Genomic DNA, 22,405 nt, shown 5'->3' with positions numbered 1-22,405 from the left:
GGGACGAGGCGAACAGCGTGCCACCCCATCGCTGATGCGCGGCCGCGCGTGCTACGTTGGGCCGCGATGAGCGCGTCATCCTCCGCAATGGCAAGCGATCTGGAAAACCCGACGGAAGAGCACCGGATGCTGCGGCAGATGGTGCGGGATTTCGCCCGTGAGGTCGTCGAGCCGCAGGCCGACGAGCACGACCGGAGCGCCACCCTGAACGTTCCCCTGATGCGGCGGCTCGGCGAGCTCGGCCTGCTCGGCGTGACCGTGCCCTCGGAGCACGGGGGCGCGGGCATGGACGCGGTCGCCGCGGTGATCGTCCACCACGAGCTCGCGAAGAGCGATCCCGGGTTCACGCTCGCGTACCTCGCCCACGCGATGTTGTTCGTGAACAACTTCTTCCACGCCGGCAATGACGAGCAGCGCGCGCGGTACCTGCCGAAGGTGCTCTCCGGCGAGTGGATCGGCGCGATGGGCATGACCGAGCCGACGAGCGGGACAGACGTCCTCGGCATGAAGACGTTCGCCCGGCGCGACGGGGATCGGTACATCCTGAAGGGGCGCAAAGCGCTCATCACGAACGCCCCGGAGGCCCAGATCTTCCTTGTCTATGCGACCATCGAGGGCCGGGTCACGACCTTCGTCGTGGAGCGGGGGTTCCCCGGGTTCTCGACCGACGAGAAGACCCCGAAGATGGGAATGCGGGGGAGCACGATGAGCGAGCTCCTCTTCGACGACTGCGTCGTTCCTGCCTGGAACGTCCTCGGCCAGGAGGGGGGCGGCATCCGCAACATGATGAGGAACCTGGAGCTGGAGCGCCTCACGCTCGCGGCCATGAGCCTGGGTATCGCGGACCGCTGTCTGGAGATCATGATCCAGTACGCCGGAGAGCGGAGGAGCTTTGGCAAGCCCATCGCCGAGCACGGGCAGATCCAGCGCTACATCGCGGAGAGCTACGCCAAGACCGAGGCGGCGCGCGCCCTCATCTACGCGGTGGCGCGCAACGTCAGCCCCGAGCGGAGAAATCGGCTCGGGACCGACGCGGCGAAGCTCTTCGCCGCGCCGGTGGGCAAGGAGGTGGCCGACAACGCCATGCAGGTGCTCGGCGGCTGGGGCTACTGCACCGAGTACAAGGTGGAGCGGTTCTTCCGCGACGCCAAGCTGCTCGAGATCGGCGGCGGCACGCTCGAGTCGCACCAGAAGAACATCACGCGCGAGCTCATCGGCCGCATCAGCTGACGCTGCCCGGCCGCGCCGATGGGCTCGCGTTACCTCGGCGCGGGTGTGTCGGCGACGGATCTCACGTAACACCTCGAGTTCGTGCCGGCCATCGCGGTGTGTCGTGGCGATGAGGGGCTGTCACACCTCGGTCGCGAAAAGTCAGCGCTGGGTTTGCGGTCCGGCCATCGAGACGCCACGCGGTTCGATCAGCATGGCCATCCATGGATTGGGGAGATCTGGCGACGGTCGCGCCGACGGCGCTGTCATCCATCATCTACACGACGATCCAAACCTCCTTCCTCTGGAGGATCGCGCGGCACCGGCTCGTGGCGCCGGTCGACGCGTGGCGACCATCCGGGGCGACCCCGTTCGTCAGCATCCTCAAGCCCGTCGCGGGCGTCGACGACGGGCTCGTCGACAACCTCGAATCCTTCGCCCGGCTCGATTACCCCTGTTACGAGATCGTCTTCGGCGTGGCCTCGCGAGAAGACCGGGCGGTGCCGGTGATCCAGGCCTTCATCGCGGCGCACCCCGAGCTGAAGGCGCGGCTCTGCCTGACGGATCCGAGCGAGGCGTTGAACCCGAAGGTGGCGCAGCTCCTCGAGCTCGAGCGCAGAGCCGAGGGCAGCGTCCTCGTCATCTCGGACGCGAACGTGTGTGTCCGCCCAGACTACCTCCGCTCGCTGCTGTCGATCTTGATGCGACCGGGCGTGGGGCTCGTCTCGAGCGTCGTCGTGGGCACGGGGGAGCGGACGCTCGGCGCGGTGGTCGAGAACGCGCAGCTCGGGGCGTTCATCGCGCCCGGGGTCGTCGCCGCCGCCGAGCTCGCGGGGCGGTCGATCAGCGTGGGCAAATCGATGGCGATGCGGCGGGTCGATCTCGCGCGGGTGGGAGGGTTCGAGAGCGTGGCCAACGTGCTGGCGGAGGACGACATGCTCGGACAGCGCTTCAGCGCGTGCGGGTTCGTCGTCGATCTCTGCCTGGATCCGATCGAGAACCGCAACACGAGCTGCTCTCTCACGCGCATGCTGGATCGACACACCCGCTGGGCGAAGATGCGGCGCACGCTCGTTCCGCGCTGCTTCGCCGCGGAGCCGCTCAACTCGCCGCTGCTCATCGCGTGGCTCACGTTGCTGCTCAACCCGACGGGCCTCGCGCTGGAGATGTGGCTGTTCGCCTGGACGCTCCAGAGCCTGGGGGCCTTCCTGGCCCTGAGGATGCTGCGCCCGGCGCGCTCCAACCTGGCGCTGGTGGCGGTGGAGCCGCTCCGGACGCTGTGCTGGTTCTTCTGCTGGCTGAACGCCTATTCGAACCGGCGGGTCTCCTGGCGAGGCAACGCGTTCCACATCGGGCCCGGGACGGCGCTGGTGGCCGCGGACGAGCCGTCTTCCCTGCGATCGCCCGCCAGGTAGCGGGGACGAGGGATCCCGGGCTGCTCCCCGGGCGCGGGCACGGCGAGAGGGGGCCGGAGCAGCGAGGAGCGCCGGCTCAGACGTGAACCGACGCGACGCCGATGACGGCGCCGGCCAGGATGAGCCAGAGCGAGCTCACGCGGTACCGGATGAGCAGGAGCGCTGCCGCGATGGCCAGGGCGCCCGTGAGCCAATCGACCACCGCCGCGCGGGCGAGGCGGAACGACACGACCGCCATCAGGGCGAGCGACGCCGCGTTCACGCCGTCCAGGAAGGCCGAGGCCACGGCCGAACGGCGGACGCGGGGGATCAGGGGTCCGCTCAGCGCGACGAAGAGGAACGCAGGAAGGAAGATGCCCGCCGTGGCGACCAGCGCGCCCGGGACGCGGCCGAGGAGATAACCGATGAACGTGGCCGTCGTGAAGACGGGTCCGGGCGTCACCTGGCCGACCGCCACCGCGTCGAGCAGCTGGGCCTCCGTCATCCACCGGTATCGCTCGACGAGATCCGCGCGGAGGAACGCGAGGAGCACATAACCACTCCCGAAGAGGACCGAGCCCACCTTGACGAAGAACAGGAACAGCGGCAGGAGCCCGAACGGCACGCCCGCCGCCGCGGCCGTCGCGGCGGCGCCGCCGGCGAGCGGGACGGCGAGCGGGACGGCGGCCGCCGCGCCGGGAGGCGGGCCCGCGGGGCGCCCGGCCGCGAGCCGGTGCGACACGGCGAGCGCGCCCGCGCCGGCCAGGACCGCGAGCTCGTGGATCCCGAAGAGGCTCGCGCCCGCGCAGAGCGCCGCGAGGCCGAGCGAGCGCCCCGAGCTCAGCCCGGCGCGGCCGAGACCCCAGAGCGCCTGGGCCACGACCGCGATGATCACCGGCTTCACCCCGTAGAGGAGCGCCGACATCTCCGGCACCGCGCCGAACCGGACATAGCCCCACGCAAACCCGAGCGTGATGAGCGCCGCCGGAACGATGAAGCACCCTCCGGCCACGAGCAGGCCCGCCCAGCCGGCCCGTCGATGCCCGATGTGGATCGCGAGCTCGGTCGAGCTGGGTCCCGGGATGAGGTTCGTGGCACCATAGAGATCGAGGAAGTCTTCGCGCGTCATCCAGCCGCGCCGGCGGACCACCTCGTCCTCCATCATCGCGACATGGGCCGCGGGGCCGCCGAAGGCCGTGGCGCCCAGCCGGAAGAAGAGCCGCGCGAGCTCCCAGAGCGCCGCGCCGCGGGCCTCCCCGGACGTCGGCGCCCCCTCGATGCCAGAGTCTTTGCTCATGATACGTGCCGCGTGAAGCAGCGCTCGCGGGGCCTCCAGTGGGCCGCGAGCGCTGGAGGCTCATCAGTCGATGGGGGGCACCGGGATCTCCGGCGGGACGAGGAAGAAGACCTTGCGGGTGCTGAGCGTGGCCACGCTGTCGCCGGTGACGACGATGTTCGCCGTGAACACCTGCGGCTCCGTCGTCGGAGGCACGGAGACGTTGACCTTCGGAATCACGTCGAAGCAGACCGTGGGCCCCGGGAGCACGTTGGTATACGTGTCCTCGACGCCGTCGAGGTTCCTGTCGATGACCTTGAGCCCGGCGGTGCAGGGCTCAGAGGCGCTGTTGTTCGCGATGATCCTGTCGACGAACGCGCTCACGGCGTCGATCGTTTCGTTCTCGTCGACCTCCGGCGTCGCCGAGATATCGAGCGTGACATAGTTCGTGAGCACCTTGATCGCCTGCACGACGGACAGGTTCAGGCCTGCGCCGGTGTTGGAGACCTCGAACACGAGCGGGCACTTGCCGTTCTCCACCGTCACGCCGCTCCCGTTCTCGCCGGTGCAGCACTGCCCGACCGCGCAATTCGGCGGGCGCGTGCCCTCAGGCCCCCACGCCGCCGGCGGAACCACCGATCCGGTCGCCAGCGCGCCGGCCGTGAGGTCCGCCTGCGCCTCGGCCGATTCGGGGGTCGGCGTCACGATGGACATGCCGATGAGGCGGCCTCCCAGGCCGGTCACCGCGCGCAGCGCCTCCGCGTGGCTCGGCGACTCCAGCCCGGAGTAGTCGTACCGCGGGATCGTCCCGTTGTGGTTCGGCATGTCGGTGATCATCACCACGATGGGCAGCGAGCCGGCGCGGAAGCCCACGCCGCCGCGGGTCCCGACCGCCTCGCCGGGCGGGATCGTGCCCGGCGGCGCGCTCGACGGGTTGAACATGGGAACGTTGGCGTGGCCCTCGCGCGTGCCCTCCCCGGTGGCGATCTGATAGAGAGCCTCCCAGCCGCTCTCCGGTTCATCGAGCCCCCCCTTGGCCGAGAGGCGATTCACCGCCTTCTGCACGGAGGTGCGCCCTCCCGGCGTGTGGACGCTCATCACCCGGTGCTCCAGGTAGAATGGCTGATCCTTGTAGACCGGCTCGGTCGCCCCGTACGGGTCGATCGGGAAGTCCCTGTAATGCGTCACCCCGATGCCGATGCTCGGGATCTCTTCGGCGAGCTGAGCGATCATCTCCTGGAGCGCTTCCTGCATTGTCCTGATCGCGCGGGTCATGGATGAGGTGGTATCCATCGCGAACACCACGTCGGCCTGCGAGATGTTGGTCGAGAAATTTAGCGTGTCCTGCGCGGGATCCGGGCGGCCCTGATAAGGCATGATGAACACGAAATCCCCGCTGGCCCGCGGGTTGTCCAGATCGTCGTTCGGGTCCGTGCCGGCGGCCTGCTCGATGAGATCGTTCACGCCGTCCTCGTCCGTGTCCTCGCGCGCGGTGCTGGACTCGCCCGGGTCGAGCACGCCGTCGCAATTGAGGTCCTCGAGCTCGTCGAGCAGGCTGTCGTTGTCGCTGTCCAGGTCGAGGAAATCGGCCCCGCCGTCCCTGTCGCTGTCGACGGGCGGCTGCTCGGGATCGCCGTCGCCGCGCTCGATCGAATCGGGCCGGCAGTCGCCGTCCGAGTCGAGATCTCGAAACGCCGGGATCCCGTCGCCGTCGGCGTCGAACGCTCTCTCGAACCGATCCAGGATATCGTCGTCGTCGGAGTCCCTGTCACGGAAATCAGGCCAGCTGTCGCCGTCGGTGTTCACCGGATCGAGCGGGCTTGGCCCGAGCTCGACCACATCCAGGAGGCCGTCGCCGTCATCGTCGGGATCCACGTAATCGGCGCTTCCATCGCGGTCGCGGTCACCGTCGCCGTCGTCCTCGTCGGGTAGCCCGTTGTTGTCGGAGTCCTCGTCGCGGTAATCCGGCACCCCGTCGCCGTCGCTGTCACGCGGCTTTGCTTCCCCTGGGAAGGGAGCGCCCTCGAGCTTGTCGGACAGCCCGTCGCCGTCGGAGTCGGTGTCCTCGAAATCCGGCTGACCGTCGCGATCCGTGTCGACCGCCGCGTCGCGCCCTTCAACCGCATCGCTGATCCCATCGCCATCCGTGTCCACGCTCGGCAGCTCCGCCGACGTATCGTGGGACGGCGGCCTGTTCGCCGACGTGGCGTCGCAGCCGACGGGCACGGAGAGCAAGAGGCAGCAGAGCAGAGGGTGAAGACTGCGACGCATAGGAGCTCCCGCGCGGATGTAGGCGCGAAATCCTAGACGCTCCACGCAATCCGGATCAACCGACATTCCATGATGCGCCGGGGCTCTCCGGGTCAGGGGAGCTTCAGCCGAGGCAGCGCGACGGGGATCGACTCTGCCGGCGCCCTCTCCCGGTAAGGGCAGTGGCGGCACTTGGAGTTACAGCAGTATCCCCGCTTCAGGTGATACGCCTCTGTAAAAACCACCCGGCCTCCCTCGAGGTAATAGTCTTCGCCTTCGACGGCCCTGGGAGGCTTCGGCCCGCTCATCTACCCTCGATCAAGCTACTCCGAAAGGCGCACCGGCGCCATCCGGCGCGCGGGCGGCTGGATGGCGCGCCGGCTCCACGACGCCCGCCCGCCGCCCGTGCTACGCCTGCGCCGCCCGCCGCACACCGGTGCGCCGCCGGGTCCGCCCGCGATGCCCGATCGATCCTGCTCGAAGCTCCTCCGCGCCCTGCTCCCGCTCCTCGCCGCCGCCGGCTGCGATGGCTGCCCGAGCTCCAGGCCCTACACGCCCTACACGCTCGGCTCGGCGGAGCCCTCCGGCTCCCCGCCCCCGCTGAGCGGCGTCGGCCCTGGCGCGGCGACCGCCGGCCCCGAGGCCGACGCCGGCGCTCCGGACGCCGCCGCGCCTCGGTTCGCGGTCGTGCCGAGCGTCCCGGCGCCAGAGGGCGGCAAGCAGTGGCCCCTCGAGGGCGGCGCCGTGGCCGCGGCGCCGACCGGGCGCACGTTCGAGACCGGGCTCCTCCTCGACGTCGACGGGGACGGCGCGCGCGATCTCGTCGCCTGGGCGCGGTCGCCCGACGGCCTGCGCGGCGAGCTCCTGCTCGCGCCCGCCGCGCGGCCGCAGGCGCTGCGCACGCTCGCCGCGCTCCCCGGCGATCTCGACGCGCAGGGGTGCACTCCGCGCGTCGGCCTCAGCCAGATCGGCCCCTCCGCGCTCGCCTTCGATTTCGCCCCGCAGTGCGGCGGCGCTCACCGCGGCGCCGCGGGTACGGGCCCGACGCGCTGGCTCGCCGTGATCCGCCTGCCCGAGCCCGCCGCGGGCGCGGGCGCGCCGCCGGAGCTCGCCCTGGAGCTCCGCCTCCGCGCGCCGCCTGCGGAGGAAGCGCTCTCCGCCTCCCTCGAGGTCGCGGACCGCGACGCGGACGGCCGCGACGACCTCATCGTCTCGGTCGGCCTCTCGGGCGCCCTGCGCCCGTTCCCTGCCCCGGCGGGCGCCGCGTCCGAGATCCGCGCCCCGCTCGTCTTCCTGGATCGCCCCGCCGGCCTCTCGCGCGACGCGGCCCAGCCCGGCGAGGCGCTGCGCGCCCTCGCCGCCTCCCTGCTCCGGGACGCGCGCGGCAAGTCGACAGCGCCGGCCGTGGCCGCCTCCGCCCAGCGGCTGCGCCGGCTTCACGCCGCCCTCTGCGCCGACGCCGAGAGCGGCGCCGGAGCGACAACAGGCCGCGACGCCGCGCGCGCCGGCGAGGCCCTCGTCTGGACGGGCCCTGGCCCGGTGCGCTGCGGCGAGCCGGGGCTCGCGGCCGCCATCGGCCACGCGGAGGCGGTCGCGGCGTCCACGCGGGGCGCGCCGATCGCGGCCATCGCGGCGCTCGACCGGGGCGGCGCCGACGCGCGCACCAAGGAGGACGGCAAGCTCCTCGCGAAGCTCGCGCCGCCGGCGACCGCCGCCGCCGTGTACCGCACCGCCGCCGCCCCGCAGCCGACGAGGACCGGCGCCTTCGGCCCGCTCGCGTTCGAGGCGAGCGGCGCCCTGCTCGTCAGGACCGCGCAGGGCGTCGTCCGCGTCGACCCGGCCACGTCCACCGAGTCCGCGACGGACATCCCTCCCTGGCCCGCCGCCGTCCATGCCGGGCCCGCTGAGCTCGTCGCCGTCGAGCGGCGCTGCGACGCGCCCACCTTGCTCGCGCTCTTCCGCAGCTCGCCCGATGCCGTCGGCGAGATGGAGGTCCCGCTCCCGCTGCTCCGCGGCCAGGGGCCTCGCGCCCGGCCCGGCGCGGCCGCGCCCGAGCGCTGCGCCGGGACGGAGCGCCTGCCGTTCGTTCCGCTCGCCGCGTCCGAGCGCGGCTTCGACATCGCCCTCGGCGCCGCGCTGATCTCGATCGACCTGCGGGCGGCCGCGCCGGCCTCGTCCGCGCTGTCGTTCCCGCTCACGACGCCCGCGCCTCAGGGCGCGGCGCGGTCGCCGGACGGCGCCACGCTGGCGATCCCCGCCGCCGGCGGGCTCCTCGTGGCGACCGCGGGCGGCGCCGCGCGCCTCTGGACGGGCGGCGACCTCGCGCAGGCGACGGCGTGCACGCCGGCCAACGGAGGCGCCCGCGTCGCGTGCGTCGCCGGCGCGGCCGCCGTGATCTTCGAGGCGAAGTGACCTCCGTCGGCGCTCGGACGCCGGAGGTCAGCCGGGGCTCAGCCCTTGTTGACGCGCTCCAGGTACTTGCCGTCGGTCGTGTCGATCTTGATCCACTCGCCCTCCTTCACGAAGAGCGGGACGTTGACGGTCGCGCCGGTCGACACCGTGGCGGGCTTGGTGGCGCCGCTCGCCGTGTCGCCCTTGACGCCCGGCTCGCTGCTCACGATCTGGAGCACCACGTGCGGGGGCATGCTGACGCCGATCGGCAACCCGTTGAACAGGGTCACGTCGATCGACATCCCGTCGCTCAGCCACTTCGAGTCATCGCCGATCTTGTCGCCGGGGACCGTGAGCTGCTCGCCGGTCGCCGCGTCCATGAACACGAAGTCGGTGCCCTCCGGATAGATGTACTGGAGGCTGCGCTCCTCCACGTCCGCCGGCTCCAGCTTCTCGCCCGATTTGTACGTGCGCTCGAGCACCGCGCCCGTCGCCATGTTCCGGATCTTGACGCGGGTGAACGCCTGCCCCTTTCCCGGCTTGACGAACTGGAAGTCGATGACCGAGTAGGGCTGGCCGTCGACCATAAACTTGAGGCCTTTTCGGATGTCGCTTGTGTCCATGGGGAGAGCTTCCTGGTAGCGTAAGGGCGGCCTGTCGGCGAGGCCGGGGATCCGCGTCCGCGGCACCCTGGCGCGGCGCGGGGGTCCGCATTCGCGGCCCCTTCCACAGGTCGGGGGTCCGCGTTCGCGGCCCCTTCCACAGGTCGGGGGTCCGCGTTCGCGGCCCCCTTAGCACGAGCACAGCCTCCTGCACAGGGCACGGTTTCAGGACCTGAAAATGCACGACTTCGACGACGAGCTCAGGGAGATCAAGCGTGAGATCGTGGAATCCCGTGGGCTCATCATCAAGACGAACAACCTCACGAACGCCCTCGCCGCGGATCTGAAGAGCATCTCCAAGCGCCAGATGGCGTACGAGCGGCGCGCCTTCTGGAACAGCGCGAGCGCGAACCTGCTCTTCGTGATCGTGGTGATCGGCGTGGTCAAGCTCGCCTGGGACGCACGCGTGGACGCCGTCCAGGCCGAGACCAAGGGCGCGCGCGACCGCATCGCGAAGCACGAGGCCGATCTCAAGGAGATGCAGCAGCGGAGCGACGCGCGCGCCAAGGCCGAGAGCGACGCCGCAGCGTTCTACGAGCTCATCCGTGCCGAGCGGCGACAGGAGGTGATCGAGGGCTTCGAGGCGCTGCGCAAGGCGCCGCTCACCCGGGCCGAGCTCGCGTTCTTCTCGGACTCGGTCGACAAGTCGCGCTCGGAGCTCTCGATCAAATCGTACCAGACGGGCCTCGATCACATGCGGACGGGCCGCTGGCACGAGGCCGCTGTCGCCTTCGAGGACGCCATCCGGCAGAAGGAGACGGCGTCGCACACCCCGTCGGCCCGCCTCAACCTGGCGCGCGCCTACCGCAGGCTGAACCGGCAGCGCGACGCGATCCCGCTGCTCATGACGCTCTCCGAGGCGTCGCCCGATCGGGAGGTCATGGATGACGCGACCTTCCTCCTCGCCGAGTGCCTCCTCGACATCCAGGCCTGGAACGACGCGAAGACGACGCTGCGGTCGTTCATCCGCCGCTTCCCGGACAGCGCGTACGTCAACGACGCGCGCCTCGCGCTGGCCAACGTCTCGCTCCGGCACTGACGCGCGCCGCCACGGCCGGCGCCCCCGCACGCGGCGCCGCGGCGGCGGGACGACGTCAGGACCCGCGCCGCACGTCGATCCGGCGCGGCTCGTCCTTCTTCTTGAACCAGCTGGATCGGAGCTGCCGGCGGAAGCCCGACGCGAACAGGCAGTCGCGGAACGCGTTCTGCTCGAACGTCACCGCGCTGTGCGCGAGCGGGACCTGGATGAAGATGGCGCGGCCGTCCAGCAGCTGCTTGCGCGTGAGCTCGCCCGGGCGCCGCTCGTGCAGGCAGGCGACGCCCTGCGCCTCGAGCGCGCGCTCGAGCTCGAGGTTGAGCCGCCGCACGTCGCCCGCGACGAAGTGGCTGATGAGCTTGTGCCTGTCCCGCCCCGTCTGGCCCTTCCGCTCGAGCACCCAGTCGCGGAACGCGTCGACCTCGCCGTACAGCGCGTCGAACAGGTACACCTCGTTCACCTCGCAGCCGCCGTGGCGCAGGCACGCGGCCGCGACGCGGTATCCGCCCGAGTGCGCCGACAGGCAGAGCCTCCCGAGCCTCGCCTTCCGCGGGATGGCGCGATCGCCGAGCGCCCGCCGCGCCGAGGGGCTCGCGAGCACCGACCCGAGCTCGCCGCAGAGCCGCCGGAGGCCGCCCTTCTGCCCCAGCTTGCCCGGCGGCGACTCCGCCGCGTTCACCGCGCACTGCGGCACCACGAGCACCGCGTTCTGCTTGCTCTCGTGGAGCTGCTCGCGGAGCTTGTGCGCCGCGATGGCCCGCTCCGCGGTCGTGACGTGGCCGTGGAAGTGGATCACGAGGTCGAGCTCATCGCTCTCCGGCGCGCGGTAATGGTCCGGCACGAAGACCATCACCGTGGCGTCCTGGTAGGGAGCCCCGTCGCAGGGAAACGGCGCGTTCGACAGCTCGATCTTGAGCGTCACGCCGATGTCCGACGCCTCGACGGCCCTCACCCTGGAGGCCGCCCTGGCGAGCGCCGGCGCCGGCGCCCAGAGCCCCGGCGCGGCCAGGGCGCCGCCCGCCGCGCCGAGCGCACGAAGAAAGGCCCGGCGGCCGAGCGCCGGTGTTGCGATTCGGGACATCCTGCCGACCTCGTCCCGCGCCTATCACCGACGCTCGACCCCGGCCAAGAAACCGCGGCTCGTCAGGGTTGACCGACGGCGGCGGAGCTGACCTGCGCGAGCAGGTCCTGGATGCGCCGGACGAGCTTCGCCGGCTCCTGGACCACGCCCTCGACGAGGAGGGCCTGGTCCAGGAGGAGCTCGGACCACTGCTTCACCCGCTCCGAGCCGGGCTCACGCCCCGCCAGGATGTCGAGGTTCTTCACCACCGGGTGGCCCGGGTTGAGCTCCAGGATCCGCTTGGATTCCCCGGTATTCTGGTCGATGAGCTTCATGATCCGCTCGAAGTTCGCGCCTGGGTCCCCCTCGGCGGCGACGAGGCAGCTCGCGCTGTCGGTCAGGCGCCGCGAGACGCGCACGTCCTTCACCCGGTCGCCGAGCGCCGCCTTGACCGCCGCCACGGCCGCGTCCACCGACGCCTCCGGCTCGTCCTTCTTCTCCGGCTCGGCGCCGAGGTCGACATCGCCGTGCATCACGCTCTTGAGGCGGCGCTTGTCGAACTCGTTCAGCGACTGCACGAACCACTCGTCGACCGGATCCACGAGGAACAGCACGTCGTAGCCGCGCTTCCGGAACGCCTCGAGGTGCGGGCTCTGCTCGACCGCGTGGCGGCCGAGCCCCGTCACGTAATAGATCTCCTTCTGTGCCTCCGGCATCTTCGCCACGTAGTCGCGGAGCGAGATGGCCTTGCCGGCCTCCGTGTTCATCGACTCGAACCGGCAGAGCTCGGCGATCGCGTCCTTGTTCTTCCAGTCGTTGGTGACCCCCTCCTTGATGACCCGGCCGAACTCCTTCCAGAAGGCCGCGTAGCGCTCGGGCTCCGACTCGGAGAGGTCCTTGAGCGACTTGAGCACCTGCTTGACGATCTGCTGCTCGATCTGGGAGAGCGTGCGGTTCTCCTGGAGCATCTCGCGCGAGACGTTCAGCGAGAGGTCCTCGGAGTCGACGACGCCGCGCAGGAAGCGCAGGTACATCGGCGTCAGCTTGTCGCAGTCCTCGACGATGAGGACCCGCTTCGCGTAGAGGCGCACGCCCCTGCGGTCCTTGTGGAACATGTCCGCCGGCGCCTTCTCGGGCACGTAGAGCAGGGCGTGGAACTGCACGGGCGCGTCGATCGACAGGTGCACGGTGAGCAGCGGCTTCTCCCCCTCGTAGCCGCCGGTCACGTGCCGGAAGAACTCCGCGTGCTGCTCCTCGGTGATCTGCGACTTGGGCAGCGTCCAGAGCGCGGCCGAGCGGTTTGCGACCTCGTCGTTCACCTTGATGGGGAAATGAACGAAATCCGAGTACTTGCGGATGATCTCCTTGATCCGCCACACCTTCGTGTACTCGCGCGCGTCCTCCTTGAGGTGGAGGACGATCTTCGTGCCCGGGTGCTCGCGATCGCCGGGGGCGACGGTGAAGGAGCCCGCGCCGGACGAGCGCCACAGGACGGGCTCCGCGCCCGGCAGCATCGAGCGGGTCTGCACGTCGACGCGCGAGGCGACCATGAACGCGGCGTAGAAGCCGACGCCGAACTGGCCGATGAGCTGGAGCTTGCCGCCGTCCTTCTTCTGCTTGGCGGCCTCGGCGTTGGCCTTCAGGAACTCCAGCGACCCCGAGCGGGCGATGGTGCCGAGGTTCTGCACCACCTCGTCCCGGGTCATCCCGATGCCGTTGTCCTCGATGGTGAGGGTGTGGGCGGCGTCGTCGAGCGTGATGAGGATCGCGGGCTCGCCGGCTTGTTCAGCGACGCCCTCGCGCGTGAGGGCCAGGAAGCGGGCCTTGTCGAGCGCGTCCGACGCGTTCGAGATGAGCTCGCGGAGGAAGACCTCCTGGTTTGCGTAGAGCGAGTTGATGACCAGCGCGAGGACCTGCTGCACCTCGGCCTGGAAGGGGAGCTCGACCGCGCCGGCGGCCTTGGCCTCCTCGGACGGGGTCGACGCGGGCGTCTCCGGGCCCGGGGCCGCACCCGAAGGCTCGGCAGAGGGCGTGGAACCGCTGGTTTCGGGGTTCGGGCTTTCCGTGTTCATGTCGGCGACCAAATGGATCCGATTTTCGAAAGGGCAATCCCCCGGCGCGCGCGGAGCGCCACGGAGCGTCCCCGAGACACGCCGCGGTGTGTCGCCTCGCTCCGGGCGCTCCGCGGCCAGCGCGCGGCCCTGCCGCCGCGGCGCCCCCTGCCGAGGTGAGGGGCTCACCAGGCCGCGGGCCGACGCCTGCGTCGAGGTCGGGATCTGCGCGCCGGGTCGTCACGTTCAGGTCGCTGTGCGCGATCCCCGCATCCTTGTCCGGCTTTTCCGGTGGGTAAGGGTTTCTTCATCAGGTCGCCGGAGCTAGATTCACCGGCGTTGCACCCTCGCCGTCGTGGAGATCTGTTGTGGTAGCACTTCTCCGTGCAGTCCTCCGTGTTCTCCCGGCAATCGGCGTGCTGGCCGGGGTGCTGGTGCTCGCGGGGTGCGGCGATCGGGGCAAGACGGCCGAGCAGGACGTGAAGCGTCCGCCCGCCGTGCTCCAGTTCGACGGCTATGTCTACGTCCCGACCGGGACGAGCGATTTCAAGATCCTCGAGCGCGTGCGGAAGCAGACGCGATCGGTGTTCACGGGGCTGCGGAAGTCCCGGGTGATGGTGAGCCGGCGCGAGGTCCAGGGCGCGACGACGGACAGCTTCGCCAAGGAGGCCGTGACCGTCGTCGATGCCGCGGGGCACCGCACCCTCGCGCTCCGCGTGCGGTACCGCTTCGTGGCCCGGCCGGAGGTCGCGAACGGCATCGACGATCGCAAGGAGCTCCCGCTCGCGCTCCTGCACCGGGAGGACGACGACGTCGCGGAGCGCATCCACGAGGAGTGCACGCCGCCCCGGGAGCGGAGGAGGGGGGGCGCCAGCGCCGTGGGCCTCGACTTCGATCCGTCCCTTCCGAGCTGCAAGGCCGCGATGGCCGCGGAGCAGGCGGCGATCGACGCGGCGCGCGCGAAGGTGCCCGAGCTCGCGGGCGGGCCGCCGGCCTCCGCCAGGGACACCGTGGTCCCGCTCGAGGAGGTGCGGCGCCTGTACATCCCGACCCAGGTGACCGTCGAGCTCCGCGATCGGAAGCCCGGCGAGGTCGCGCCGCGCTTCGTCCCGGTGGATCGACCGGAGGAAGAGGACGCGCGGATCGCGACAGCGGAGCCGGGCGGCGCCGAGCACCCCGAGGGGCTCGAGCCGGCGGTGGTGCTCATCGACCCGGATCTCAGGACGGAGCGGACGCCCGAGGAGAAGGCGATCGCCGAGGGGACCCTGCTGCCGAAGATGCCCGCGGCCGGCGGCACGGGCGCCGTGAGCGGAGGGAGGCGCGTCGAGGTCGTGAGCCCCGCGGTGGCGCAGGCGCAGCAGCGCAAGGTGGAGGCCGCGACAGCGAACGAGCGCTTCGAGATCCCGTTCGAGACGCTGACCGACCCGAAGTTCCTGGTGGTCTGGCTGAGCCTGCTGATGGCGTATCCCATCCTCCGGGGGGATCCGCGGAAGAAGCGCTGACGCGCGCCGCAGGCGCTGGCGCGCGCCGCAGGCGCTGACGGGCGCCGCGGCGCACCTCGCTGAGAGGGGCGACAGCGCGGCGCTCGGACCGGCGCGGACACAGGCCTCCGCGATCGCGGGAGGCGTCCGCTACGATGCCCGCCATGAGGCTTCGCCTGATGAAGATGTTCGGCCTCGCGTTCGTGGAGACCACGACCGAACGCGCCCGCCGGGGGCCCGCGCGCCCGAGCTGGGGCTTCGGCTTCGAGTGGGTGGTCCGCTTTCTCCGCCGCGATTTCATCCAGCTCCTCGACCGGCCCTACCCGGAGGTCAGGGCCGAGCTCGACGCGCGCCCGTACTCCCAGAAGGCCGTCCGGCGCGTGAAGCGCACGGTCGACACGTTGAAGGGCGTCCCCGCGGTCTGGTTCGAGCCCCCGGGCGCGGCGTCGCGCGGCGTCGTCCTCTACCTCCACGGCGGCTCGTACCTGTACGGCTCGACGAAGACGCACGCGGACCTCATGGCGCGGCTCGCGCTGGCGAGCGGCGCCCGCGTCGTGGGCATCGACTACCGGCTCGCGCCGGAGCACCGCTACCCTGCGCAGCTCGAGGACGCGCTCGCCGCCTTTGACGCGCTGGTCGAGCGCGGCCATGCGCCGGGGGAGATCGCGCTCGCCGGCGACTCCGCGGGCGGCAACCTCGCGCTCGTCACGCAGCTCGCGCTGCGCGACCGCGGCGCGCAGGCGCGCTGCGCCGCGCTCATCTCTCCCTGGCTCGACCTCACATCGAGCAGCGCCTCGGCGCGCGCGAACGACGCGACCGATTACGGTACCCGGGAGGGTCTCCTGCGCCAGGCGCGCGACTTTGCGGGCGCGACCCCGCTCGACGATCCCCGGCTCTCACCGCTCCACGCGCGCCTCGCCGGGCTGGCCTCGCTGTTCATCCAGGTCGGCGGCGCCGAGCGCCTCCACGACGAGGGCCAGGAGCTCGCGCGGCGCGCCCGCGAGGCGGGCGTCGACGTCACGCTCGACGTGCTGCGGGACATGCCCCACAACGGGCCGGTGCTGGCCGACTTCCACCCGGAGGGCGCGCGGGGCACGGACACGCTGGGCGCGTATCTCCGAGCGAGCCTGTCGCCGGGCGCCCGCGTGGGCGACGCGGCCTGACGCGGAGCTCGCTCCGGGCGCCGCGAGGCGAGGTGGTTGCCGTGAGCGGGCGGCGCGCGTAGGGGATCGCGCGGTGAGGCTCGCCTCGAGGGCCCACGGAGGAGACGATGACCCCTTCCCAGGACCTGGTCGAGCTGGCAGAGCGGCTCGCGGACGCCAGCGGCGCCGTGATCCGGCGCTATTTTCGCAAGGGCATCGAGGCCGACGACAAGGCGGATGCGAGCCCTGTCACGGTCGCCGACCGTGAGGCCGAGGCGGCGATACGCGAGCTCCTTGCCGCGCGCGTTCCAGACCACGGGATCGTGGGAGAGGAGTTCGGCCGCCAGAACGAGGGGGCGGAGCTCGTGTGGGTGCTCGATCCCATCGACGGGACGAAGGCGTTCCTCACGGGCAAGCCGCTCTTCGGCACGCTCATCGCGCTGCTGCACCGGGGCCGGCCGGTGCTCGGCGTCATCGATCAGCCCGTCCTCGGGGATCGCTGGCTCGGCGTCCTGGGCCGCCCGACGCTCTGGAACGGCGCGCCGGCGCGCGTCCGCGCGTGCGCGGGGCTGCCGCTCGCGCGCCTCTCCACCACGGGCCCGCAGTACTTCCCGCCGGCGAAGGCCAGCGCCTTCGGGGAGGTCGCGTCCCGGGCCAAGCTCGTGAGCTACGGCGGCGATTGTTACCAGTATGGCCTCGTGGCGAGCGGCAGCATCGACGTGGTCGTCGAGTACGGCCTCAAGCTCCACGATTTCGCGGCGCTCGTCCCGGTGATCACCGGCGCCGGAGGGGTCATGACGGACTGGGAAGGGCGCCCGCTCGACGCCACGAGCGCCGGTGACGTGGTGGCCGCCGGCGACCCGCGCACCCACGCCGAGGTGCTCGCCGCGCTCCGCGCCGGCGATCCCCGGCAAGTCATGCGCTGACGCGCGCTGACGCGCGCTGACGCGCGCCGACGCCGGCGCGCCGGTGATCTCCGGCAGAGCGCGCGCCGACGCCGGCGCGCCGGCTGCGCCTCACGCCCGGAGCCCTCGGAACTGGAGGGTGAGGGAGCTCTTCAGCACGGGATCGAGCGCCGCGCCGAGCGTCACGAAGCCGCTGAGCCAGGACAGGAGCGCCGCGAAGTAGAGGGCGAAGATGTTGTGCGCCGCGGCGAGCGGGTCGATGTCGCCCGCGACCTCGCCGCGCGCCTGCGCGTCGCGCACGAGGCCCGCGATGCGGTGGAGGAACGCGAACGTGAGCGCGTTCAGCCGCTCTCCGTTCGGACCCGACGCACCGGGAAACGCCTTCACGAACGCCTGCGACACGAGCGGCTGCTCGCCGTACATCGCGAACAGCCGCTGGAACACGTGGAGCAGCTGAGCGAGCAGGGGCTCTTTGCGCGGCAGCGCCTCGAACGCCGCGTCGACAGCGGCCGCGAGCCGGTCGTGCATCACCATCATGAGCAGGTCGGGCTTGTCGCGCGCGTGCACGAACACTGTCCCCGTCGCGACCTCCGCGCGCTCCGCCACCGCCTTGGTCGTCGTGTCGTCGTACCCGAGCTCCGTGAAGAGCGCCCACGCGGCGTCCCGGATCCGCCGGCGGGTGTCGAGCTTCTGCTGGGCGCGCCCGCCGCGCTCGGGCGCCGGCGCGATCGGCGCCGGCGCGATCGGCGCCGGCGCGATCGGCGCCGGCGCAGCCGGAGCTCGCGGCGCCGCGGCTCGCTTCCGGCGTTTCGTCGCGCCTGGAATGACCTTGCTCATCGACCGGGCACTCTGTTGCCGCGGATGCCTCCCCGTCAAGCGGCGATCTCCTTGACAGAACGAACGCGAAGAATGACCATAGTCAGTGACTTAAGTCATTGAACGAGGGTGGTGCCATGGCTCTTGTGCATTACGACGAAGGCCTCACGATGCGGGAGGCGCGTGCGCTCTACTTCGAGGTGAACCGCTTCGGCGCGGACGGCGGGTACGGCGACGCGTGGGTCGACTTCAAGCTCGGTCCGCTCCCCGTCCCGTTCCCGAACACCCGGGCGCGCGTGCGCGCGGTGCGTTACCACGACCTGCACCACGTGCTGACGGGCTACGACACGAACGCGATCGGCGAGTTCGAGATCGCCGCGTGGGAGCTCGGCGCCGGCTGCAAGGGCTTCGTGGCGGCCTGGCAGCTGAACCTGGGCGGCCTCTTCGCGGGCCTGCTCTCGGCCCCGCGCCGGACGGTCCGCGCGTTCTTCCGCGGCCGCCGCAGCGAGAGCCTGTATGGCCGGCCGTTCGAGGAGCTGCTCGATCGCGAGGTCGGCGAGCTGCGCAGGGAGATGCGCGTCGATCAGCCATCGGTCAGCCCGGCGGCGATCGACGTGCTCTGCCTCGGGGCCGCGGGCATCGCGGGGCTCGGGGTGGCCGTCGGCAGCCTCGCGATCGCGGTCGTCGTGACGCCGATCGGGCTCGTGAACCTGGCGCTGCGCCGGCGCCGCACGCGGAGCGCCGCCGAGGCGGGAGCCTGACGGCCGGAGACGGCGATTCACCCGCGGCACCTCCCGCCCCGATTCCGAGCGGCTCCGCGCGTCGTGTTCCGCCGGAGCGGCCCTCGCGGCGCTTTCAGCAGATCACGCGCCGCCGCGCGGGGGCTCTCCGGCCTCCGTGCGACCGGCAACCCACCTCTGGAACCACCGGGCCCGGTTGATGGATTATCGTATCGACGAGCCGGCTTGCGTCGATGTCGGTGACGGAAGGAGAGGACCCGAGATAACCCCTCGTGGTGGATCGTTCGACGTAGGCTGATGGGATCCGCTCACCTGCGCAGATCGCGGCAGGGTTTCAGGGTGAACACACCGGAAACGACGGCTGTGAGCGAGCCCCCAGGTCCGTTGCGACGTCTCCGAAAAGCCCGTAATGTGGCAAGCGACATGATCGGTACGCTCGTCGATGGGAAATATCGAATCGTCCGGCAGCTGGGGGCCGGCGCAATGGGAGCCGTGTACCAGGCCGAGCACACCGGGACCGGGCGGCGTGTCGCGCTGAAGGTCATCACCGGCGATCTCGGCAACCGTCAAGAGATCGTCGACCGCTTCTGGCGGGAGGCGCGCGCCGCCGGGCGGATCGAGACGCAACACATCACGCAGGTCCTCGACAGCGGGGTCGAGCAGGAGCGGAACCTCCCCTATCTGGTCATGGAGATGCTTGCCGGCGAGGATCTCCAGGGCTTCCTCAAGAGGACGGGCCCCGTCGCCCCGGATCTCGCGCTCCGCCTGATCGGGCAGGCGTGCCTCGGCCTGCAGAAGGCGCACGAGGCGGGCGTCGTGCACCGCGACATCAAGCCGGCGAACATGTTCCTCGCGCGGTTCGACGGGCGCGAGCGGATCGTCAAGCTCCTCGATTTCGGGATCGCGAAGCTGGTCATGGAGCAAGCGCAGGGGACCGAGAGCGCCGGGCTCACGAAGACGGGCAGCATGCTCGGCTCACCGCTCTACATGTCCCCGGAGCAGGCGCTGGGCAGCAAGCAGATCGATCATCGCTCGGATCTGTGGTCGCTCGGCGTCGCGCTCTACCAGGCCCTCGCCGGCCGCACCCCGTTCGATCACATCGGGGGGATCGGGGAGCTCATCGTCGAGATCATCTACGGTCACGTCGCGCCGGTGCAGCACTTCGCGCCCTGGGTGCCGCCGGAGACGGCGGCCATCGTGCACCGCGCGCTCCACCGCAAGCCGGAGGAGCGCTTCCAGAGCGCGGCGGAGATGCTCGCCGCGATCCAGCTGCTGCTGCCGCACGGTCTGAGCATCACCGACGACATCCTCGTCCCGCTGCCGGACGCGGTGCGGGCGCGCGTCGAGCCGCGCCTCCCTGCGCCCTCCTCGCCGTCGCTGCCGGACGTCCCGGCGGCGGCGTTCTTGCCCCAGCATCCGCAGGCCGACCTCGCGTCGCCGCATCCTGGCCATACGGGGGGCGCGATGGCGCGGTCGCACGCCACGCCGCCGCACGCGGCCTCGCCGCCGAAGGCGCTGCTGGCGATCAGCGCCGCGGCACTGATCACGGCAGGCGTGGTCGCGGGGGGCTACATGGCCGTCGATCGCGCGGCCGCTCCCGCTGGAGCCGCGCGGGCACAGACGTGGGTCGCCGCGTCGTTTAAGGCGGCGCTCGCTGCGCCGGCACAGAGCGCCGCGCCCGCGCCCACGCCCCCCCCGGCTCCTGTGCCACCGACGCCGGTCCGGACGGTCCAGATCGAGGTCATTCCTCGTGAAGCCTCGGTCGAGGTGGACGACAAGCCGGCTCAGGCGAGCGGCGGCGTCGTCGAGATCACCGGCGCGCCCGGGAGCAGGCACCGCGTTCGCGTCTTCATGCACAAGTACTCGACCGCGACCGACGTCGTCGTCACGGAATCTGGTCCCCCGACGCCGGCGCGGGTGGTGCTCTCGTTCAGCGCCGCCGGGGGCAGATCTCAGCTCGGGGGCGGGGCGACGTCGGGCCAGACGACGTCTCGGTCCGGCGGGAGCCGCACATTCGAGTAGCCGGGGCCGGCCGGCAGCCAGGGCCTCGGGTCGCATGCCTGCGTTGGGGGACAAGGACGATGATGTTCGCGCGAAGATCCGTTGCATGTGCGGCGTCTGCCGTGCTCTGCGCTGTGCTGACCAGCTCGCAGCCTGCGCTCGCGCAGCCTTCGGAGACGGCCGCGCCGGCGAGCGCGCCCGCAGAGCAAGGCGCTGGCGAGCAGGGCGAGGACGCACCTCGCTCCGAGGAGGCGAAGGAGGAGGCGCGCGCACGCTTCGAGAGAGGGCTCACGCTCATGGATCAGGGGGCGTGGGTGGCCGCCGCCGCGGAGTTCACGGTCTCGCGCAAGCTGTACCCGACGAGGAACGCGACGTTCCACGCAGCCCACTGCCTCCGCAGGCTCCAGCGATACGACGAGGCGCTCGAGGTGTTCGAGGCGCTGCTGCGGGAGTTCCCGAAGCTCCCGCAGGACCAGAAAGCGTCGGCGCAGTCGGCGCTCGACGAGCTGCGCGCGCTCGTCGGCACGGTGGAGATCGCGGGAGCGAAGCCTGGCGCGTCGATCGTCATCGACGGGAGGGATCGCGGCGACTACCCGCCGGTCGACCCGATCCGCGTCGCCGCAGGCGCGCACATGGTGCGCATCCTCAAGGACGGGTACGCGCCGTTCGAGGTGCGCGTCGAGATCGCGGGGGGCCGGACCACGCCTGTGCTCGTGAAGCACGTCGCCCTCACGGCGTCGGGCCGGCTGAAGGTCACGGAGCAGTCCGGCAAGACGGTCGATGTGATCGTGGACGGCGACGTCGTCGGGCAGACGCCATGGGAGGGTGTGCTCTCCGTGGGCGATCACGTGGTGGTGCTGCGCGGCGAGCGGAACCTCGGGACGGGGCCCGCCACGGCGCCCGTGAAGGCGCGGGAGCGGACGACCCTCTCGCTGCGCGCCGAGGAGCTCGAGGCGATGGTGCGCGTGGATCCGACGCCCGCGGGGGCGATGGTGGCGATCGACGGCGTGCCGGTGGGCCGCGGCACGTGGGAGGGCGCGCTCCGCGCCGGCGCTCACCGCGTCGAGGTGCGCGACGAGGGGTTCGTGCCGGTCGTGCGGCAGCTGAGCCTCGGGCGCGGACAGCAGGAGAAGCTCCCGATCGCGCTGCAGCGCGACGAGGGCGCCGAGCGGTGGAAGAAGCCGTCGAAGTTCGTGGTCGACCTGACGGCGGGGTTCGCGTTCACCCCGTCCTTCGGCGGGGGCGTGGCCGGCGGGTGTGATGGCGGTTGCTCGAGCTCGTTCGGTCTCGGCGGGCTCGGGCTGCTCCACGCCGGGTACGAGCCCGGCTCGGGCGTGGCGCTCGGGGTAACGCTCGGGTACGTCCTTGCATACCAGGAAACGACAACACGCGCGGCGACGGTGACGCCGTACGGGCTCTCGGCCGAGCCGGGCACGGTGGACGATCAGCTCCGGCTCACCGGGCTCGTCGCCGGCGGGTCCGCCTGGTGGCACCTCGGAGAGCGGTCCCCGCTGCTGCTCCGCCTCGGGGCTGGCGTGGTGCTCGGCACCATGCGCGACCAGCGAAGGGGCTTCACGCCGAACAACGAGGGCATGAACGCCGACGACGTGGTCCACGTCGACGCGGCGGAGAGCCAGGCCTCCGCGTTCTACCTCTACCTCGATCCCGAGGCGCGGCTCAGCGTGCACGTCGGCGAGCGCCTGGAGCTCAGCGCCGGGTTGCAGGCGCTCATCCTGTTCGCGCCGACCGAGCCGCGCTTCGACGACCGGCAAGACGTCGGCGTGAGCCATCGCGTCGCCACGAACCGCGAGCGGCCCGGGGTTGCGAGCTACCCCGACGACACGCTGACCGCGCGCACCGTCGTCCTGTTCGTGCCGAGCCTCGGCGCGCGTTACGCGTTCTGAACGAAGGCGCGCGCTGCGCGTGCTGAGCGAACGGTGCGCGCGGCGGCCTGGAGCGCCGCGGGCGTCGCCGGCGCTCCAGGCCGCCGC

17 protein-coding genes are annotated in these 22,405 nt (G+C 71.6%); 10 read left to right on the top strand and 7 right to left on the bottom strand.

The window, feature by feature from the left end:
• The first annotated feature begins 87 nt into the window (after positions 1–87).
• Both WMF44_RS49205 and WMF44_RS49200 read left to right on the top strand, forming a co-directional pair.
• On the top strand, positions 88–1,230 hold the full coding sequence (locus tag WMF44_RS49205) for an acyl-CoA dehydrogenase family protein (protein ID WP_437296968.1): 1,143 nt from the start codon (positions 88–90) through the stop codon (positions 1,228–1,230).
• Positions 1,231–1,433: 203 nt separating this feature from the next.
• Positions 1,434–2,624 (top strand): glycosyltransferase, encoded by a 1,191-nt coding sequence (locus WMF44_RS49200; RefSeq protein WP_437296967.1) that lies wholly within the window; start codon positions 1,434–1,436, stop codon positions 2,622–2,624.
• 76 nt (positions 2,625–2,700) lie between these two features.
• On the opposite strand, the gene chrA is transcribed toward WMF44_RS49200, so the two are convergent.
• The 3 genes from chrA to WMF44_RS49185 form a co-directional block, all read right to left on the bottom strand.
• On the bottom strand, positions 2,701–3,900 hold the full coding sequence (gene chrA, locus WMF44_RS49195; protein ID WP_437296966.1) for a chromate efflux transporter: 1,200 nt from the start codon (positions 3,898–3,900) through the stop codon (positions 2,701–2,703).
• 63 nt (positions 3,901–3,963) lie between these two features.
• Positions 3,964–6,150, bottom strand: coding sequence for a VWA domain-containing protein (locus tag WMF44_RS49190; RefSeq protein ID WP_437296965.1), 2,187 nt, complete (start codon positions 6,148–6,150; stop codon positions 3,964–3,966).
• A gap of 92 nt (positions 6,151–6,242) precedes the next feature.
• Positions 6,243–6,437, bottom strand: coding sequence for a DUF5522 domain-containing protein (locus tag WMF44_RS49185; RefSeq protein WP_080599224.1), 195 nt, complete (start codon positions 6,435–6,437; stop codon positions 6,243–6,245).
• Positions 6,438–6,588: 151 nt separating this feature from the next.
• Between WMF44_RS49185 and WMF44_RS49180 the strand changes: the two genes are divergently transcribed.
• Positions 6,589–8,541, top strand: coding sequence for a hypothetical protein (locus tag WMF44_RS49180; RefSeq protein ID WP_437296964.1), 1,953 nt, complete (start codon positions 6,589–6,591; stop codon positions 8,539–8,541).
• Between the two features lie 38 nt (positions 8,542–8,579).
• On the opposite strand, the gene efp is transcribed toward WMF44_RS49180, so the two are convergent.
• A complete protein-coding gene (efp, locus tag WMF44_RS49175) occupies positions 8,580–9,143 on the bottom strand; it encodes an elongation factor P (protein WP_437296963.1) in 564 nt (187 codons plus the stop codon).
• Between the two features lie 217 nt (positions 9,144–9,360).
• On the opposite strand from efp, the gene WMF44_RS49170 reads away from it, so the two are divergent.
• Complete coding sequence (locus WMF44_RS49170) at positions 9,361–10,221, top strand: tetratricopeptide repeat protein (protein ID WP_437296962.1); 861 nt, start codon at positions 9,361–9,363, stop codon at positions 10,219–10,221.
• Between the two features lie 55 nt (positions 10,222–10,276).
• Here the strand turns inward: WMF44_RS49170 and WMF44_RS49165 are convergent, their stop codons facing one another.
• Together WMF44_RS49165 and htpG are read right to left on the bottom strand one after the other, a co-directional pair.
• Positions 10,277–11,299 carry a hypothetical protein gene (locus WMF44_RS49165; RefSeq protein ID WP_437296961.1) on the bottom strand — a complete coding sequence of 341 codons (1,023 nt, stop codon included), beginning with the start codon at positions 11,297–11,299 and terminating at the stop codon, positions 10,277–10,279.
• 62 nt (positions 11,300–11,361) lie between these two features.
• A complete protein-coding gene (gene htpG / locus WMF44_RS49160) occupies positions 11,362–13,350 on the bottom strand; it encodes a molecular chaperone HtpG (protein ID WP_437296960.1) in 1,989 nt (662 codons plus the stop codon).
• Positions 13,351–13,697: 347 nt separating this feature from the next.
• Between htpG and WMF44_RS49155 the strand changes: the two genes are divergently transcribed.
• The 3 genes from WMF44_RS49155 (at position 13,698) to hisN (ending at position 16,878) form a co-directional block, all read left to right on the top strand.
• On the top strand, positions 13,698–14,831 hold the full coding sequence (locus WMF44_RS49155) for a hypothetical protein (RefSeq protein ID WP_437296959.1): 1,134 nt from the start codon (positions 13,698–13,700) through the stop codon (positions 14,829–14,831).
• A 143-nt stretch (positions 14,832–14,974) separates the two neighbouring features.
• A complete protein-coding gene (locus WMF44_RS49150) occupies positions 14,975–15,973 on the top strand; it encodes an alpha/beta hydrolase (RefSeq protein ID WP_437296958.1) in 999 nt (332 codons plus the stop codon).
• Positions 15,974–16,080: 107 nt separating this feature from the next.
• Positions 16,081–16,878 (top strand): histidinol-phosphatase, encoded by a 798-nt coding sequence (hisN, locus tag WMF44_RS49145; RefSeq protein ID WP_437296957.1) that lies wholly within the window; start codon positions 16,081–16,083, stop codon positions 16,876–16,878.
• Between the two features lie 90 nt (positions 16,879–16,968).
• Here hisN and WMF44_RS49140 read toward each other — a convergent pair whose 3' ends face one another.
• Entirely contained in the window at positions 16,969–17,694 is a 726-nt protein-coding gene (locus tag WMF44_RS49140) for a TetR/AcrR family transcriptional regulator (protein ID WP_437296956.1), read from the bottom strand.
• 116 nt (positions 17,695–17,810) lie between these two features.
• Here WMF44_RS49140 and WMF44_RS49135 point away from each other — a divergent pair, with 116 nt between their 5' ends.
• The 3 genes from WMF44_RS49135 (at position 17,811) to WMF44_RS49125 (ending at position 22,318) form a co-directional block, all read left to right on the top strand.
• Positions 17,811–18,434, top strand: coding sequence for a hypothetical protein (locus tag WMF44_RS49135; protein ID WP_437296955.1), 624 nt, complete (start codon positions 17,811–17,813; stop codon positions 18,432–18,434).
• Positions 18,435–18,836: 402 nt separating this feature from the next.
• On the top strand, positions 18,837–20,435 hold the full coding sequence (locus WMF44_RS49130; protein WP_437296954.1) for a serine/threonine-protein kinase: 1,599 nt from the start codon (positions 18,837–18,839) through the stop codon (positions 20,433–20,435).
• Between the two features lie 113 nt (positions 20,436–20,548).
• On the top strand, positions 20,549–22,318 hold the full coding sequence (locus tag WMF44_RS49125; RefSeq protein WP_437296953.1) for a PEGA domain-containing protein: 1,770 nt from the start codon (positions 20,549–20,551) through the stop codon (positions 22,316–22,318).
• Positions 22,319–22,405 lie beyond the last annotated feature (87 nt).

It is taken from the genome of Sorangium sp. So ce426 (assembly GCF_051475585.1).
GTDB classification, from domain to species: domain Bacteria; phylum Myxococcota_A; class Polyangia; order Polyangiales; family Polyangiaceae; genus Sorangium; species Sorangium cellulosum_B.
The sequence above is the reverse complement of the archived record's forward strand: the minus strand, read 5'-3'. Positions and strand labels throughout refer to the sequence as shown.